This window comes from Microbacterium sp. SCPM-O-B-15248 (M128) (genome assembly GCF_058214835.1).
This window is the reverse complement of the sequence record NZ_JBYQLI010000014.1, coordinates 15,734-32,849: the sequence shown is the minus strand read 5'-3', so window position 1 is coordinate 32,849 and position 17,116 is coordinate 15,734. Positions and strand designations below refer to the sequence as shown.

The window sequence follows — 17,116 nt, the reverse complement described above, 5'->3', positions numbered from 1 at the left end:
CGACCCACGCATCTGCGGCCGCGCCCCACCGAGTCGAGCACAGGCGAACGGAGGACTTCCGGGCAGCGGAGGACCGACACCGCAGCATCCATCCTCCGCCCGCCGAATCTCCTCCCCCCGTGGGCACCATCCGCGCCCCAGCCGCGCGTACACCGCGTCGTGCGCCGCAGCCGCACCGGCCGAGCGTCCGCCCACACCGGCCGAGCGGAGGAGATTCCGGCTCGGGAGGACCGACACCGCGGCATCCCCCCTCCCTCCGCGGAATCTCCTCCCGCCCCGGACGCTTCGACAACACCCACCCGACGCCACCCGCGCATCGCAGGACGCGCAGCACCCGAGCGCCGCCGCAGCCACGTCCACCCCCGGGGCGAACCGGCCTCGGGCAGGATGAGGGCATGAGCACTCCGGCATCCGAGGTCTATCGCGTCGCGGGCGAGGATCGCGCCCGCAACGGACTGCGGTGGGCGGCGACCATCGCGATGGGACTCCTCGACGCGGGCCGAGTCGCTCCGTCCGTCAACGAAGTGGTGATCCGCCGGGCGGACGGATCTGTCGTGAAGCGCCTCCGCGCCGGCAGCGTCGAGGACTTCGAGCAGCAACTATCCGAGATCACCGACGACCTGCACTACCTGGATGCCGTGCCCTTCGCCGAGAAGTGGATCGCCGCGAGCGAGTGACCCGCGGGACAATGAGGGCATGAGCCTGCGCATCACCGACGACCCCGCTGCCGACGACCTGCTCTCGACGAACCCCCTCGCGCTGCTGATCGGCATGCTGCTCGACCAGCAGGTCGCGATGGAGACCGCGTTCGCAGGTCCGCTCAAGATCGAGCAGCGCGTCGGCTCGATGGATGCCAGAACCCTCGCCCACGAAGACCCCGAGGCCTTCGCGGCGGCATTCTCGGAATCGCCCGCCGTGCACCGCTTCCCCGGCTCCATGGCGAAGCGGGTGCAGGCACTGTGCACGGCCATCGAGGAGGACTGGGGTGGGGATGCCGCGGCCCTGTGGACCCGCGACGATCCCGACGGTGCGACCGTGTTCAAGCGGCTGAAAGCACTCCCGGGCTTCGGAGAGCAGAAGGCCAAGATCTTCCTCGCGCTGCTCGGCAAGCAGTACGGCTACGACGGTGCCGGGTGGCGCGAAGCAGCCGGGCCCTACGGAGATGAGGGTTCGTTCCGATCGGTCGCCGACATCACCAGTCCGGAGTCGCTGACCAAGGTGCGCGAGTACAAGCGGGCCGCGAAAGCAGCGGCGAAAGCGGGCGATTGACCCCTCCTACACCACGGGGGAGAAAAAGGAGAGTTCTCTCATCTTTCTTCCCGGGCCGCTCCGGCGTGGTTAGGGTTTCAGGGTTCGTTGCACGTGATTCGCGATCGAAGGGTGGGCTCTCGTGAAGTTCGCAATGGGTTCCGACACTCTGGGTGTGCTGGGTAAGGCCACCTCGGGTTCCAGTGATGAATTGTCGCTGCTGGTGCGCCAGCTGCTCGAGGCGGCCGAGCCGCTCGAGGGACAGTTCCAGGGCGCGGGCCGCGCGGCCTTCGACCGTTTCAAGTCGCGCACGGATGCCATCTCGGCCGAGCTCAAGCTCGCGCTCGACGGCGTCCTGGGCGGCATCTCCGGCATGGACCGCTCCTTCCAGGAGGGTGAGTCGTCCATGGTCGACCAGACCACGAGCCTCGAAGCCGGGTCGTCGTTCGACGCCGCGCGCTTCGGCGGACGCTGAGAATCGGAAGGGACTGACTCATGGTGAACCAGGGAGACCGTCGCGACTACTCGATCGCGGCGTCGCAGAACGCTCAGGACAACTTCAACCGCGTCGCCGCGCAGCTCGAGTCGCTCATCGACCAGCGCGACCGCGACGTGCAGGCCGCGATGGCCGACTACTCCGCCGACGGTGTGTCCGAGGACTACCGCGGCAAGGAGACCCGCTGGAAGAACGCCGCCGCCGAGGTGCGCGGCATCATCCACACGCTCCGTTCGTCGCTCGAACGCAACGACGAGTCCGCCCAGACCGCGCTGAGCAAGGCTCGCGCGGCGGTGGAGTCGATCGGCTGACGATGTCTGCGTGATGCCGGGCGTGCACAGCGCCCGGCATCGGCGGTGCCTCGCGCGTGGGGCCGGCCGCGCGAGATCGTCGATGAAGTGAAGGGGTTCTGACGATGACGAGTTGGCGTATCGAGCCGTCCGGAGTCGTGGCCGTGCTGACGGATGTGAACGTCGACGCCGAGGCTTTGGGCACGGCGCTCAATTCGCTGAGTCCTGCCCTCGAAGGAGCGGTCACCGCGACCCAGTCCGGTGCCATCTCCGAGGCGGTGCAGGCCTACTTCCAGCAGGAAGAGGCGCCGCGCATCCAGGGCATGAGCGCCCGGATCGGCGCCGCCGCGCAGGGCGTGGTCTCCGCCACCGAAGCGTACGTCGCCGGCGACATGGAGATGGCCGCGAACGCGCAGACCGCGGCCGTCGCCACCGTTTACCCGCCCACTCTTCCTCACGGGGTGATGTGATGCCGAGTCCCATCGATTACGAGAAGATCCCCGGCGCCGACATCAACCCGGATGCCATCGACGAGAACGCCCGCACCGTCGGAACGATCTCGGGCCAAGTGGCCGACCACGGCTCGAACGTGCAGTTCAAGTGGCAGGGCATGGCCGGCGTCTACGAGGCACCGGAGTCGCCCACCCTCCTGGGGCTGATGGCGCCGGTGAGTTCGCAGGCGACCCAGGTCAGCGACAACCTGGCCGAGGTGTCGGCTGCTCTCATCGCCTTCGCCTCCGACGTGCGGCCGATCAAGGCCGAGCTCGACGCGCTGCGCGCCGAAGCCAAGACGTTCGTGGACTCGATCCAGGGCGGCGTACAGGTGCGAGAGATCAATCCGGCGTGGACGGCGGCGCAGTCGCCGTACGGCGGGGCGACCGCGACGCCGACCTATCAAGGTTCGTGGAGCTCGTCGACAACGACGTCGTCGAGCGCTGCGGCGCCGGACAAGTACCGCACCGTGACCAAGGAATGGCACGAGTCGCAGGAGCACGTCGACCGGAACAACGAGTTGATCGCCGCCGTCAACGCACAGCAGGTCAAGCTGTGGGAGGCCGAGCGGGCCTGCGCGAACCGCATCCGGGCCCTGTACGGGGCGGCCCCGCTGCACGCGGCGCAGTCCGAGGACGACGCTCTCGGCTACGGCATCTCCGAGATCCCCGAGGGAACCGAGATGCCGTGGGGCGCCGACGTCGAGCGCACCGAGGGCTGCGGCGAGGCGACGGTCAACTTCGTCTTCAAGGACTTCCTGTGGGAGGGCATCGCGGTCGGCGGCGTGTGGGGCACGATCACCGGCCTCGGCACCCTGGTGCTCGGATACAACCCCGAGACGGGTGAGTTCTTCTCAGGTGACGCGTACGGCGCAGCCTGGGGCAACCTCGGCATGCTGGGGTTCGCGGCTCTCGCCAACACGGGCGTGCTCGCGCCGATCTTCCAGTCGGACTCGCTCATGCAGTCCATGGGCATGGACGGCTTCCTGCCGCAGGAGGTGCGCGACTTCAAGGCCCAGGCCGATGAGGCCGCGATCAACACCGGCAAGGCCCTCATCGCGTGGGACAAGTGGCAGGACGACCCGGGCACGGCGCTCGGCGAGTCGGTCTTCAACGTGGGCACCGCGCTGATCCCCGTGGGCGGCGCGGCCGTCGCCGGCGTGAAGACCGCCTCGACCGCGGCATCCGTCGTGTCGAAGATGGCCAAGGTCGTCGACTTCGTCGACCCCGCGGCGCTCGCGATGAACGGCGCGATGCGCCTGGGCGGCGCCGGCCTGCACAGCCTCGACGGTCTCATCGGACGTCTGGGATCGGATGCCGCCGACGGCTTCCACCTCAATGCCCCCGACATGCCCTTCGTCGCCGACGACGCGGCCTCCGCGCTTCGCGCGCTCGACGACGCCGGGGTCGACCTCAACAGCATCACGGCGCGCATCGAAGACGGCGTGCCGGTGTACGAGTTCCCGCCGACGGATGCCATCCCTTCGGGTCGCATCGAGATGCCCGCGGGCTCGTTCGACGGCGTCCGCGGCGGCGACGTTCCGGTGCGTACCGATGGCGGCGCGGATGTCGGTGTCGCGGCGCCCGTGCGCGAGCCCGAGTTGGTCTCAGCCGGCGGCGTCCGTGGCGAGGCTGGCCCCGGTCCGGTGAACTCGATCGTCGAGGATGCGCCCGTCCGCACGGACACCGGCGGCTCCGGCGAGTCGACCGTCGTGCGCGAGCCCTCAACCGACACTGGCGGCGGCAACAGCCACGCGGGCGGCGAGAGCGGCGGCCACGACACCGGGAACGGTGGCGGGCGCGGCGGCGACGCGGGCGGTCATGGCCGTAGCGACGACCCGGCGAATGGTGGGCACGGCGAGGATTCCGCGAAGGGCGGACACGCCGAGGACGGCGCGGGCCGTGCTGATGACGCCGCTGATGGTGGCCGAGGTGAGGGCGGGGCCGGCAGCGGCGACGACGGTGCGGCGCACGCCGGTGGAGACGACGGCGCGGGCAGCCACGGTGGCGACGGAACGGGCGGTTCGGAGGGCGCCGGGGCGCTCCCGCCGGAAGATCCTGGTGCTGCCGCATGGCGCAGCCAGGAGCAGAGCGACCTGTACCTGTCGGCTCCCGAGAAGAAGGTCGTTGACGACTATCTCGCCGGTTCTCGCGCGGCTGAGCCCCGGATCACGGATGATATGACCCGGATCGTCGGCGGGCAGCCCGGTGCGCGACTCGAGGGCCTCGACTACCGCCTCAAGGGCGATGAGTCGATGTACCGCAAGGTGGCTACGGCGCTCGACGAATCTGGGCTTCCGGGCACCCGCGCCTCGGCCGAGACCACCATGGCAGGCATGAAGGACTCCGTCCGCTACACGGTGATCCTCGACCCGAGCGATTACACGAGCGGCACCCGCTCCGTCATCGACGGCCTCGTCTCCGACGGCTACCAGCCGTTCGGCAACCTGAAGAACACGTGGGGCGGTTCCGGGTACCAGGGGATCAACAGCAACTGGTTCGACCCGGCATCGGGGCGCGTGATCGAGGTGCAGTTCCACACCGACGCGAGCTTCGCGGCCAAGATGGAGACGCACGAGCTGTACGAGATGGAGCGGCTCCCGGGGCAGAGCCCGGAAGACCTCGCTCAGTTGCGAGCGCAGCAGCAGGACATCTTCTCGCAGATCCCGCTGCCGCACGACGCGCCGCACATCTCATGGCCCGACGACGTGGGCGTGGTCCACCGTGCCCCCGGGGCATCGGAGCACGTCGTCAGTGCGACGGACGTCGGTACTCCCGTCTCGCCCGCACAGATCGACCAGTTGCGGCGGGACGGATGGATGGTGGCGTTCTTCGACGACAGCGCCGCTACGAACTACTATTCCGGACCGACCAGCACGCTGGGCCGGTCAGGCCGGCCGTTCTTCGTCATGCCTGCTGACGACGCGGGCATCGTGAAGAACGCCCATGACGCAGCGCGGTACACCGGCATGTCGCCCGCGACCCAGCAGGCCTACACGACCGGGGGCGAGATCCAGGGGATCGCGTTCCCGTCCGACGGCATCCCCGTCCGTCAGCCGACGGCAGCCGATGCCATGGGATGGCCTCACTACCTCGAGGGTGGGCACACGGCGGTCCTCGGTGAGGGACCCAACGCCGGTTACCTCATGAACCCCACCCGCGAGTACGTCATCCCCGGCGGCACGGGAGTGATGAACGGTGCCTTCCGGTTCCACCTGGTGGACGGCGAGTGGTTCGTCCAGCGCGTGTGGTGATGCGGCGGCGCCCGTTGCCTTGCACAGAAGCCACCGAAGTTAGATTTGTGCGGAGCGCGGTGCTGCCGCGCACTGAAGGAGCCCGATCATGACAGAGCCTCGCCCCGAGAACGACCTCGAAGTCACCATGAGGTTGGTGCGGTCCGGGGAGCTGTCGTCGGAGCGCCTGGCACCGGCTCTTCTGGAAGCCGAGTTGGTCGTTCTGGTCGACGGAACGCCCGACCCGACGTCGATCGAGCCCCTCGTCGTTCACCATGACGACGCGAACTTCCTCGCGGTCTTCACCGCGACGGATCAGGTGCCGGCGGAATTCGGTGAGGGCCGCAGCGCGCTGCTCCTGCCGGGCCGCCTCCTCATCAGCGGCGCTGCCCGCGAGGTCGGCCTCGTCGTGAACCCGGGGTCGGCGGGCGCAATGGAGATCCCGCCGTCGGCTCTGGCTGCCCTCCGCCAGGTGTCCGCGGCACCGTCCACGCGCTACTTCATCCGGGAGCAGATGGTGGAAGGGCAGGTCGTCCCGGTGTCGGTCTTCCGTCGCCGCTCCACCCCCGATGGGCCGGTTGACGAGCGTCTCCTCGATGTCGACTCGTGGACCGACGACCGACACGGAACGGTCGACAAGGCCATCCGCTTCCCTCTGGATGCCGACATCGAGGAGATCTCCCCCGAGGCCGCGCAGGACGTCTTCGACATGGTCGCCCGACGCACCTACGTCCCGCTTCAGCGCCGTTGACCGCCCCGCCCGCACCGTCACGAAACGAGGCGGAGATGATCGACGCGGAGGCCGCGCGCGAGATCGTGCGCGTAGCCCTCCGGGGCGCCGAAGACCGCGGCAGCGTACGCTGCGTCCGGGTGGGAGAGACGATCCCGCCGGCCTGCTCCGCGGGGTCCACGACGCGATCGGCGCCTCCGATCGTCTCGAAGTCACCGACCTCTCCGCGAGCGATGACGGCGGAGCAGCTCTCTACAAGCGACGCTTGCGGGATGCCCGCCCCGATCTTTCGCCGGATGCCGTGGATGCCCTGGCATCCCGGTGGTTCTTCAATCTGAGGTGGCTGGGCATCGAAGCCGGCAGTGACGTCCCCCGCTACTTCGTCCGCTACGGCGGGGAGGGCGCGATGCCGATCCCGATCTCGCTCTTTCGACGCCGCACGGTCGACGGCCGGCCGGTCGATGAGGTCCTCAAGGACGTCGAAGACTGGCACCCGGACGACCTCGGACAGGTCGAGTACGCGGTGATCTTCACGCTCGACTCCGACCTCGAGGAGGTGACGGCGGACGAAGCCGCTCAGTTCCAGGAGATGGTGAGAACCCGGAACTACGTGCCGTTCAGGGATACACGAGCGCGACCCGCGATGAGTCATCCGATGGATGCCGAGACGATCCGCGCCACGGGGATCTGGGTCCGGACGAGCGACGGGTGGTTCGCCTCGACAGCGACAGTGGCGCCCGGGGAACGGCCCGCCGAGTTCTTCCTTTACGACCGCGAGGGGCTCAGCTATCGGACCGTGCCGGCCGCAGAGGTTCTGCAGGTGGAGCACGTCGACGCCGAGGGACTCTACGAGGGGCATTGGATTCCGCTCGTGTCGACCTGGAAGCAGGATGGTACCCGCGTACACGCCCCTGTGCCCCGATCGGGCGCGGACTGCCGAGCCATCCTGTACGTCTACACCAGCCCGGACTGGCATGCTCTCGTCGCCCTTCCGCGAGCGGAGGTGCACGACCAGCGTGGCGGCAATGGCGGTGTCTCGTTCCTCGTACCGCTCTCCGAACTCAGCGACGTCCGGGAGAAGGTGATGCCCGGGTGATCGACCGTGACGGAGAGCAGCGGCGCGCGGAGACGCTCGCCGTGATCCAGACCGAAAACCTCAGCGGATACCGCTGGTTCGAGGACGCGACCAACGACACCGACATCGTGGCGATCCAGCGCACGGAGACTGGCTGGCTGGTCTTCGCGACCGACGAGCGCGCCACCCCACAGGGGCGCCGCGAGTTCAGGTCGAGCAACAGCGTCGAGTGGCGCGAAAAGGCTCGCCGGGAAAACACGCCCCGGTACTTCGTTCGTGAACTCCGTGTCGACGGTCGGCTGGTCCCCGCGCGGTTGTTCCGGCGACGCGAAACTGATCACGGGCCGGTCGACGAGATGCTCGTCGACGTCGACACCTGGCATCCGGACACGAAAGGCATGCTCGAGCGCGTGATCCGATTCCCCCTCGATTCCGATCTCGAGGAGATTTCGGATGCCGCGGCGAGCGAGGTCTTCGCGATGGTCGCCCGGCGCGAGTACACCCCGCTGACCCGCCGGTGAGCCGGTAATTCTGCCGCCCCGGGGGTTATCCACGCAAGAGCGCGCCCGAACGGGCACCGTCGGGGCGTCCCGCCTAGGGTGGAAGGTCGAGGGAGGGGGCCCGATGACGAGCATGCAGGATTCGTTGCGCCTGGCCGACGTCGATCCGCTGGTGTTCACCGAGCGTGCCCGCGCGGGGCAGATCGTCGGTGCCGTGGCGCTCGACGTCATCATGCCCCTCGCCGTGCTCGCGGCAGGCATCGTCGTGATCGTCGCCGGACCTCCCGCACTGGGCTGGCTGGTCGTCGTCGCCGCGATCGCGCTCCTCGCCGTCGCGGTGTGGCTTCTCGGCCGGACCGGCCGCACCCTCGGCGCCGCCACCGTCGACGCGCGCATCGTGCGCCGCACCACGGGCGCGGCCGCGGGTGGCTCGGCGCTGTGGGCGCTGGCATCCGGCAAGCTCGCGATGTTCGACCTTCGCCGGGGTCGCGACCCGTTCGCGCCGGCGATCGCGGCCTTCGCCTTCCCCGAGGCCGCGCCGAGCGCCGCCCCCGGCCGTGCGCGCCGCGGCATGGTCCCGACGCTCCTGCTCGACTCGGGCGAGCGCCTCACGCTCGACACCGCGCTCGTGTTGGGGCGCGACCCTTCCGCCCCGGCCGACGCCCCCGCCGAGGTCTACCGCTGGGCCGACATGTCGCGCACCCTGTCGAAGTCGCACGTCCGTCTCGAATGGGACGGCCGTCAGGTCTGGGTCACCGACCTCGGCTCGACGAATGGCACGTTCGTCCGCGGCGCCGGCGCCTCGACCCCCCTCCTCCCCCACCAGCGCACGCCCGTGCCCACCGATGTCGTCCTCGAGATCGGTGACCGCACCCTGACCGTCCGGGATGCCGCATGAGCACCGTCGCACACCCCCTCCTCGACGCGGCCGGCCCCGGCTGGGCCGGCACCGAGACCCGCGCACCGATCGTCGCCCTGACGACGGCGATGAGCGACTTCCTGCACAAGACCGCGAGCCAGGGGTTGCGGCCGATCATCGTGTCGAGCGAGTTCTCGCGCATGACCCAGCCGCTCGCGCAGGTCCTGTCGGCGGTCCAGGGGCACTGGATCGTCCGCACCCGCGCCGACGGCTTCTACGACGCGGGGACGGGCGTCCGCATCGACGCACCGGCCGACGCGCTGACCCCGGCGTCACCGACGGCCGAGAACGTTCATCCGCTCTTCGTGCGCGCGCAGGTGGCATCCACTCTGCAGGTCGTGGCGACGATCTCGACGCGGCACCGGGTCAGCCGGCCGGTGCGCCTCGGCGGCGTCGCCGAGGCTGCGGTCGCGCTGTTCACCGGTGCCGAGCCGACGGCGTGGGGCGCGGTCGAGCCGCTCCTCGCCCCGTGGGACCGCGACGACCTCACCGAGAGGTCGCGACGCCGCATCCCGCTGGACAGCCACTGGGTCGCCGTGGGCGGCGGCGAACGCGCGGCGCTCGCGACCGTGCAGGTCGGCCGCACGAGCGAGGGTCTGGAAGAGACGACGCGCGTGTGGGCCGCCGTTCCCGGCGTGGGCCGCGAGAGCGGCCAGACCGCGACGGCGGAGGCTCGCGAGCTCCTGGCCCGCGCCGCGACCGTCGGACTCCCACTCATCGGCATCTCTTTCGCCGCGATCGGCGCACCCGACCTGGCACGCCGGGCCACGGCATCCCCCCAACCCGAACCCCTCGCGCTGCTCATCGGCCCCGTCGGCATCCGCGCCCTGGGCATCGACGCGAAGCGGTGGATCGACGAGGTCGGCGGCACGACGGTCGGCAGCCCGCGGCTCCCGGGTGTCCTGCTGCCCCTCGGCTCGACCGACGGCGGCGGGTGGAACCGCCTGAACGACGTCCTCGCGACCCTCGACCCGGAGCGCCTCGGCGAGCTGCTGGGTCTCGCCCCGCACGTGCGCGCACTGCTGCTGCGCGAACCGGAAAGGACCCGCTGATGCCCGACCAGCGCGACACCGTCCTCATCGAGCAGGCGAAGATCCAGCGCATGCGCCTGGGCGCCGCCCTCGTCTACGGCCACATCGGCGAACGCCGCACGGTCAACGACCACATGAAGCGTCTGATGGGCTCGATCGTCGTCGCCGCGATCGCGTGCGCCGCGTGCGTCGGCGTCTCGTTCGTCTCGCAATTGCTGACCGAGCGCGCCCAGCAGGCCACCTCGACCGTCCAGACCCCCACCGGAGCCGTCACGCCGTGAGCATCTACACCCGTCTGACCGTCGCGGGCTCCGAACGCCGCGCCGAGGTCGTCGTCCCGAGCGGCGAGCCCGTCGGCGCCGCCCTACCGCGTCTGCTCGACCTGCTCGGCGAGACCGCCGGCACAGTCGCCCGCCCGCTCGCCGTCATCGCGCCCGACGGCGAGCAGATCGACATCGCCCTGACCCCGCAGCAGCTCGACCTGCCCGACGGCACTCTCGTGCGCCTCGTCCGTCTGGATGCCGCACCCCCGCCGCCCGTCGTGATCGACGTGACCGATGCCGCCGCCGACGCGCACGACGCCCGCCCCGACCGCTGGGACGAGCGGTCGCGCACCGTCGCCGGCGGTGCGGGCATCGCGGCCGCGTTCGCCGTCGCGGGATGGCTGTCGCCGTGGTCGTCGTCGACGCTCGCCGCATTCGCCCTGCTCGCCACGTCCCTCGTCCTCGCCGCGGTCGCCACGGGCCTCGGGCTCGGCGGACTCCGCCGACTGTCGACGTGCGTGTCCGCGGCCGCCGCGGGCCTCGCGCTGCCGGTGGGGAGCGCGACCGCGGCCGCGGTGGCATCCGGACCGGCCGCAGGGACGGCGCTGCTCGCCGGGATCTCCGCCGCGCTAGCCACCGGCTTCACCGTCGCCCTCCTCGGCGTGGGCGTGGCCCATCGTCGTCGGGGCGCCGCCTCGGGTGGGGCCCTGGGCGCCGTCCTGTCGTCGCTGCTCCTCGGCCTCCTGCTGGCGGGAGTGGATGCCGTCTCGGCCTCGGCCGTGACCGGCGTCGTCGCCGCGTTCGCCACCGGCCCGCTGCCCTGGATCGCGCTGTCGTCGGCGGGGCTGACCGACCTCGACCAGCGCGCCGCCGACGGCGCGCCGCCCGCCCGACCCCGGGCGTTCGCCGCGATCGACGAGGCCTACGCGGCTCTGACGTGGAGCGTGGGGGCGGTGGCATCCGTTCTGGGTGTGACCGGTGTCGTCCTCGCCCTGTCGGGCACGATCTGGACCGAGCTGCTGGCGCTGGCGTTCTTCCTCGTCGCGGCTCTCCGCACCCGCGCGTTCCCGCTGCGCTGGCAGGGGTGGCTGCTGTGGGCCGCCGCCGGCGTGATCGCCGCGGCGGGGCTCTCGGTGCTGCTCGCGGGCGGTCTCGGCTGGATCGGCGCGGGCGCGGCGGTCGTGCTGGCCGCACTCGTCGCGACGATGGTGCTCGTGCGGCCCCGCCCGCACGTGCGCGCGCGTCTGCGCGGACTCGGCAACATCGTCGAGACGCTCGCCGTGGTGGCGCTGATCCCGCTGCTCGTCGGAGCCCTGGGCATCTACGCCGAACTGCTCGGCATGTTCGGCGGTCGGTCGTGACCGTGCTCGACCTGCGCGCACTGTCGACCGCGGTGTTCGGCAGCGGCGCGAACGGACGCGTCGAGCTGACCACAGCGGATGCCGCGATCCGCGGCGGCCTGTCCACGACGCGTCGCATCGGCGTGGTGTCACTGTCGCCCGGCGCCGGAACGAGCACCGTCGCTCACCAGCTCGTGCGGGTCGTCGCCGCACGGCGCAGTGAGCCCGTGCTCGCGGTCGACGTCTCCGCCGGAGCGACGGGCCTGGCCGCGCGCCTGGGTGCCGATCCGGTCGCTCCCGACGAGACCCGCGCCACCGCGCGCACCACGGCCGAGGCGCTGAGCGGGCTCGAGGTCCGCGACGGCGTCGTGGCTCTGCGCCCGCGCGAGACCGAGGATGCCGTCGGCGCGTGGCTCGGCGAGGCCGCCCCGATCGCTCGCTTCTTCGACGTGTCGGTCACGGACTTCGGTGCGCGGCATCCGCTCGCCGACCTCGCCACGTGCGCAGCGCTGTGCGACGTCGTGTGTCTCGTGAGCGACGGACGCCGGTCGCCGGCCGAGCACGCCCGCTCGGTGGTGGAGGCGGTCGCGGGGCTCCCCGAGACGCCGTCCGTCGCGCTCGCGCTCGTCGACCACGCGCGCGAGGGCGACGGTGTCGCGCGCGCACTCGCGACCGGGGCCGACCATCCCGTGGTCGCGGTGCCGTTCGATCCGGGTCTCGCGGCGAACGGCCGCGCCCGCCGCTCGGCCACGCACCTGGCCGTCGTGAAGCTCGCGGCCGCACTCGTCGCCGCGTCGGGGAGGAGCGCATGACCGTCCGCATCGTCCACCGCCCCGCCCGCATCAGCGAGGCCGTCGAGCCGGCGCCCGAGATCATCCTGGCGCCGCCGCCACCGATCGGCGAGGGTGCGACGGGGTTCCCGCTCCAGTCGCTGCTGCCGATCGTGGGCAGCCTGTCGTCGATCACGATGATCGTGCTGCTGCGCAACAACCCGATCATGGTCGTGGTGGGCGCGGTGATCCTCGTCGTCGCGCTCGTCGGCGGTCTCGGCATGGCGCTCACGCAGCGCGGCAACGCCGCCCGCCAGCGTCGCGTACAGCGCGAGCGCTACCTCGACTACTTGGAGGAGACGCGCGAGGCCGTCCGCGAGACCGCCGACGCGCAGCGCGCCGCCGCTCTGGCCCTGCACCCCGCGCCCGGCACGCTCGTCGAGATCGCCGCCGACCCCGCACGGCGGTGGGAGCGCCGTCCCGGTGACGCCGACTTCCTGCGCGTCCGCATCGGCACCGGCGACCTGCGCGCCGTCGAGGTGGCGCTGCCGCCCGAGCAGAATCCGGTGCAGCCGTTCGACCCGGTGATGCGCGAGTCCGCCGAGCGCATGGTGCGCCTGGCCGGGATCGCGCAGGGCATGCCCGCGACCGTCGACCTCGAGCGCGGCGGTCAGGTGTCGATCGTCGGCGCACGGCCCGACACGCTGCGCGTCGCGCGGGCGCTGGCGGCGCAGATCGCGGCGTTCCACTCCCCCGACGACGTCCACATCGCCGCCGCGATCGCCCCCGCGCAGCGCGACGACTGGCACGGACTCGATCTGCTGCCCCACCTCTCCGGCGACACCCCGCCGGTCGGCGCCGTCACGGCACGGCGCGTCGCCCCGAGCCTGCCCGAGCTGCTGTCGCTCCTGCGCGACGAGCTGCGCGACCGCGTCGCCACGGCGGCCGCGTCGCGTCGCGCGGGCCGCAAGACCAAGCCCGGCCGCCTCGTCATCTTCGTCGACGAGGCCGATCACGCCGCGTCCCCCGTCCCCCGCCTGGATGCCGCTCTCGACCTCACCGCCCTCGGCGTGACGGTCGTGCATCTCGTCGACGACCGCCTCAAGGAGCCGACCTCGGTCGCCGCCCGCGTGACCGTCGAGAACGGCACCGCGACGGTGGAGACCCCGGGAACGGGTGAGGCGGCGGTGAGTGGCATCCGGATCGATCCCGTCACGCCCGCGGCCCTCGACGTCGTGGCGCGCCCGCTCGCGGGACTCCGGCTCACGCGCACCTCGGCGCAGGACTCCGGCACTGCTCTCGCCCCCGACGTGACGCAGCTCCTCGGCGTCGCCGACGTGGATACGATCGACACCTCGGCCGCGTGGCGCACGCGCAGCGCCGCGGAATTCCTGCGCGTGCCGATCGGCGTCGACGACCAGGGCGGCCCGGTGCTGCTCGACCTCAAGGAGTCCGCGCAGCTCGGCATGGGCCCGCACGGCATCTGCATCGGTGCCACCGGTTCGGGCAAGAGCGAGCTGCTGCGCACGCTCATCCTGGGGCTCGCACTGACGCACTCGCCCGACGACCTCAGCATGATCCTCGTCGACTACAAGGGAGGTGCGGCGTTCGCGCCGTTCTCCCGTCTCCCGCACGTCGCGGGCATCATCGACAACCTCGCCGACGACCCGCAGCTGACCGAGCGCGCCCGCGCGAGCATCCAGGGCGAGGTCGTGCGCCGGCAGCGCCTGTTGAAGGATGCCGGGAACGCGGCATCCATCGGGCACTACCGGCAGATGCGACGCGACCGTCCCGAGCTTCCGGCGCTGCCGCACCTGTTCCTCGTGATCGACGAGTTCGGCGAGCTGCTCACCGCCGAGCCCGACTTCGTGGAGCTGCTGCTGACGATCGGGCGCATCGGCCGCTCGATCGGCGTGCACCTGCTGCTGTCGAGCCAGCGGATCGAGGGCGGACGCCTCCGCGGCCTCGACACGTACCTGTCGTACCGGATCGGTCTCCGCACGTTCTCGGAGTCGGAGTCGGCCGTCGTGCTCGACACCCCCGACGCGTTCCACCTGCCCGCGATCCCCGGCTTCGGGTACCTCAAGGTCGACACCTCGGTCTACACGCGGTTCCGCGCGGGATACGTCTCGGGTCCGGTGCCGGATCCGGTCGAGTCGGGTCCGCGGCACGACGACGCCCCGCCGGTGCTGCGGCTGCCCGCGTACGACCTGCCCGACGACTCGCCCGAGGCCGAGCAGCTCGACAGCGCAGAGCCCGAGACCCCGACCACCGGCCGCACGCTCGTGCAGGCGGCGACCTCGCGGCTCGCCCGCGGCATCGCCCGTACGCGTCCGGTGTGGCTGCCGCCGCTCCCGCCCGTACTGACGCTCGGCGGCGTGCTGCCGCAGGCCGACGGCGCCGGGACGCTCCGGGCGCCGATGGGCCTTCTCGACGACCCGTCGAAGCAGACGCAGTCGCCGTGGATGCTCGACCTCACGCGCTCGGGCGGACACGTCTCGATCACGGGAGCGCCGCAGTCGGGGCGCTCGATGTTCCTGCGCACGCTCGCGGCGTCGCTGTCGTTCACCCACTCCCCGCGCCAGGTGAGCATCTACGGCATGGACCTCACCGGAGGCGGTCTCGCCCGCATCGAGCCGTTCCCGCACGTCGGTGGCGTTGCGACGCGCGGCAACCGCGAGCGGCTCACGCGTCTGCTCGAGGAGCTCACCGGCATGCTCGCCGTGCGCGAGCGGGTGTTCCGCGACCACGGCCTCGACTCCCTCGCCGACATGCGCCGGCAGCACGCCGACGGCCGCCTCCCCGACCTGCCGAGCGCCGACGTCGTGCTGCTCATCGACGGCCTCGGCGCGCTCCGCCAGGACTTCGAAGACCTCGAGGCCCCGCTCGGTCAGCTGCTGGAACGCGGCGGCAGCTTCGGCATCCACGTCGTCGTCGCCCTCTCGCGCTGGAACGAACTGCGCATGAACCTGCAGGGCCTCATCGGCACGCGCCTCGAGCTGAAGCTCAACGATCCCGCCGACTCGCAGATCGCGCGGAAGCTCTCGCAGACGCTGCGTGCCGACGAGCCCGGCCGCGTACTGACCGACGAGAAGCTGTTCGCGCAGATCGCGCTGCCGCTGCTCGAAGAGGTCGACGACGGCGACACCGGCGAGGCGCTCGAGCAGCTCGCGCGCGAGAGCGCGGCCCGCTGGGGCGGTCAGGGCGCAGCGCCCATCCGGCTGCTGCCCGAGGTGCTGTCGCCGACCGAGCTGCCCGACCCGATCGACGAACCGGATGCCGTACCCCTGGGTCTGCGCCAGGACACGATGCAGCCGGTCTCGCTCGACCTCGTCACGCGCGACCCGCACCTGCTCGTGCTCGGCGACAGCCGCTGCGGCAAGACGACGCTGCTGCGCGGAATCGTGCAGGGCGCGATCGACCGGCACTCGGCAGAGGAGCTGGTCGTCGCCCTGATGGACGCGCGCGGCGAGCTGGCGGCGGAGATCCCGGATGCCTACCTCGGCGGACACGCGTCGTCGGGTCGGCAGGGGCGGCTGCTGGCCGAATCGATCGCGGTCGAGCTCGAGAAGCGCGCGAACGATCGCGACGCGGGTCCGCGGATCCTCGTGATCGCCGACGACTTCGACATCCTCGCCGCCGGCGGCACCGAACCGCTGCGCCCGCTGCTGCCGTACCTGGCGTCGGCGCGCGATCTACGGCTGAACGTCGTGGTGAGCCGCCCGGTCGCGGGCGCCTCGCGCGCGATGTTCGACGTGGCGCTGCAGGGCATCCGCGACACCGGCGGCACCGCGCTGATCATGTCGGGCGACCGCTCCGAGGGCGCGCTGCTGCCCAAGCTCTACGCCGAGCCGATGATCGCCGGCCGTGGCCGACTGGCGCGCCGCGGCGAGCGTCCGACCCTCGTCCAGGTGGCGAACTTCGTCGCGAGCGAGGGTGAGGCGTTGGGTGCTTCGACGGCGGGAGCGCCGGCGGAGGTCGAGCCCGTGGTGGACGCCGGTGAGGCGGATGCCGTGGACGAGACGACGCGGGAGGTGGCCCCGGCGCCGGCCGCCGCGCCCGAGGCTGCGCCCGCGCACGACGCCCCTGTGCCCGCCGCCGCACCCGAGCCGGTTCCCGCGCCCGTGCCCGCTTCCGCTGTGCCTTCGGGCGGCGAGGAGCAGCCCTTGACTCGACGGAGGAGAGACAACCGTGCCCCGTAGCAGCGTCGCGTTCACGCGCGAACCGGTCGACATCGAGGCCCTCGCCGAGGCGGTCTCGGCGGTGCTGACTCCCGAGGAACTCGCGGCGACCGCGGTCGAGATCCGCCCCCTCGACGACGGCGCCGCCGCTCAGGTGGTCGTCGCCGAGCGCGTGGTTCTGACCGTCCTCCGCCCCCGGCTGACGCCTCCCCCCGCGGAACTCGCCCGGGTCTACGGCGCGGTCGAGGTGGATGCCGACGCCCGGTGGTCCACGGACTGCTTCGTGACGTGGGAGCCCGAGGGCGTCATCGGCGTGCGGCTACTCGAAGCCGCGGCCGCGGCGCGCGGCGGTGTGGCGGCGCACCTGGGCTGAGCTTCACCCACGGGGCTCGCCGCACGAACGCGGCGGGGCGTCGGCGGGTGGCTCGGGAGAATCGGCGGTCTCCCGGTCATCCAGCAACGACCACCCGAAAGGCACCGCCATGTCTCTGACGCCCGACCAGAACTCCGCTATTACCCCCCCCCCCCCCCCCCGCTGATCTGAATCGC

16 protein-coding genes are annotated in these 17,116 nt (G+C 71.8%); all 16 read left to right on the top strand.

Annotated features, from left to right (window positions below):
- The first annotated feature begins 395 nt into the window (after nt 1-395).
- The 16 genes from AC3E6M_RS16895 (at nt 396) to AC3E6M_RS16820 (ending at nt 16,940) form a co-directional block, all read left to right on the top strand.
- On the top strand, nt 396-677 hold the full coding sequence (locus tag AC3E6M_RS16895) for a hypothetical protein (RefSeq protein ID WP_138177052.1): 282 nt from the start codon (nt 396-398) through the stop codon (nt 675-677).
- A gap of 19 nt (nt 678-696) precedes the next feature.
- Nucleotides 697-1,269 (top strand): HhH-GPD-type base excision DNA repair protein, encoded by a 573-nt coding sequence (locus AC3E6M_RS16890; protein WP_490530588.1) that lies wholly within the window; start codon nt 697-699, stop codon nt 1,267-1,269.
- 121 nt (nt 1,270-1,390) lie between these two features.
- Nucleotides 1,391-1,723 carry a hypothetical protein gene (locus AC3E6M_RS16885; RefSeq protein ID WP_076493301.1) on the top strand — a complete coding sequence of 111 codons (333 nt, stop codon included), beginning with the start codon at nt 1,391-1,393 and terminating at the stop codon, nt 1,721-1,723.
- A gap of 20 nt (nt 1,724-1,743) precedes the next feature.
- Nucleotides 1,744-2,055: a pore-forming ESAT-6 family protein gene (locus tag AC3E6M_RS16880; protein WP_138177058.1), complete on the top strand. Its 312-nt coding sequence runs from the start codon at nt 1,744-1,746 to the stop codon at nt 2,053-2,055.
- Nucleotides 2,056-2,159: 104 nt separating this feature from the next.
- Nucleotides 2,160-2,504: a DUF6507 family protein gene (locus AC3E6M_RS16875; protein ID WP_138177060.1), complete on the top strand. Its 345-nt coding sequence runs from the start codon at nt 2,160-2,162 to the stop codon at nt 2,502-2,504.
- The gene (locus AC3E6M_RS16870) at nt 2,504-5,779 is read left to right on the top strand and encodes a hypothetical protein (RefSeq protein ID WP_490530587.1); all 3,276 of its coding nucleotides are present in this window, start codon (nt 2,504-2,506) and stop codon (nt 5,777-5,779) included. The genes AC3E6M_RS16875 and AC3E6M_RS16870 overlap by 1 nt, the downstream gene beginning before the upstream one ends.
- Before the next feature lie 88 nt (nt 5,780-5,867).
- A complete protein-coding gene (locus AC3E6M_RS16865) occupies nt 5,868-6,509 on the top strand; it encodes an SseB family protein (RefSeq protein WP_138177066.1) in 642 nt (213 codons plus the stop codon).
- 244 nt (nt 6,510-6,753) lie between these two features.
- Nucleotides 6,754-7,584, top strand: coding sequence for a hypothetical protein (locus AC3E6M_RS16860; RefSeq protein ID WP_490530586.1), 831 nt, complete (start codon nt 6,754-6,756; stop codon nt 7,582-7,584).
- A complete protein-coding gene (locus AC3E6M_RS16855; RefSeq protein WP_490530585.1) occupies nt 7,581-8,084 on the top strand; it encodes a hypothetical protein in 504 nt (167 codons plus the stop codon). The genes AC3E6M_RS16860 and AC3E6M_RS16855 overlap by 4 nt, the downstream gene beginning before the upstream one ends.
- A gap of 103 nt (nt 8,085-8,187) precedes the next feature.
- Nucleotides 8,188-8,961, top strand: coding sequence for an FHA domain-containing protein (locus AC3E6M_RS16850; RefSeq protein ID WP_138177075.1), 774 nt, complete (start codon nt 8,188-8,190; stop codon nt 8,959-8,961).
- Complete coding sequence (locus AC3E6M_RS16845) at nt 8,958-10,034, top strand: DUF6177 family protein (RefSeq protein ID WP_490530584.1); 1,077 nt, start codon at nt 8,958-8,960, stop codon at nt 10,032-10,034. The genes AC3E6M_RS16850 and AC3E6M_RS16845 overlap by 4 nt, the downstream gene beginning before the upstream one ends.
- Nucleotides 10,034-10,294 carry a hypothetical protein gene (locus AC3E6M_RS16840; RefSeq protein WP_490530583.1) on the top strand — a complete coding sequence of 87 codons (261 nt, stop codon included), beginning with the start codon at nt 10,034-10,036 and terminating at the stop codon, nt 10,292-10,294. Before AC3E6M_RS16845 ends, AC3E6M_RS16840 begins: the two co-directional genes overlap by 1 nt.
- Nucleotides 10,291-11,637, top strand: a complete 1,347-nt coding sequence (locus tag AC3E6M_RS16835) for a ubiquitin family protein (RefSeq protein WP_138177083.1) — start codon at nt 10,291-10,293, stop codon at nt 11,635-11,637. The genes AC3E6M_RS16840 and AC3E6M_RS16835 overlap by 4 nt, the downstream gene beginning before the upstream one ends.
- Complete coding sequence (locus AC3E6M_RS16830) at nt 11,634-12,428, top strand: P-loop NTPase family protein (protein ID WP_490530582.1); 795 nt, start codon at nt 11,634-11,636, stop codon at nt 12,426-12,428. Before AC3E6M_RS16835 ends, AC3E6M_RS16830 begins: the two co-directional genes overlap by 4 nt.
- A complete protein-coding gene (gene eccCa / locus AC3E6M_RS16825) occupies nt 12,425-16,588 on the top strand; it encodes a type VII secretion protein EccCa (protein WP_490530581.1) in 4,164 nt (1,387 codons plus the stop codon). Before AC3E6M_RS16830 ends, eccCa begins: the two co-directional genes overlap by 4 nt.
- Nucleotides 16,578-16,940, top strand: a complete 363-nt coding sequence (locus AC3E6M_RS16820) for a hypothetical protein (protein WP_138177088.1) — start codon at nt 16,578-16,580, stop codon at nt 16,938-16,940. Before eccCa ends, AC3E6M_RS16820 begins: the two co-directional genes overlap by 11 nt.
- The last annotated feature ends 176 nt before the right edge of the window (nt 16,941-17,116 follow it).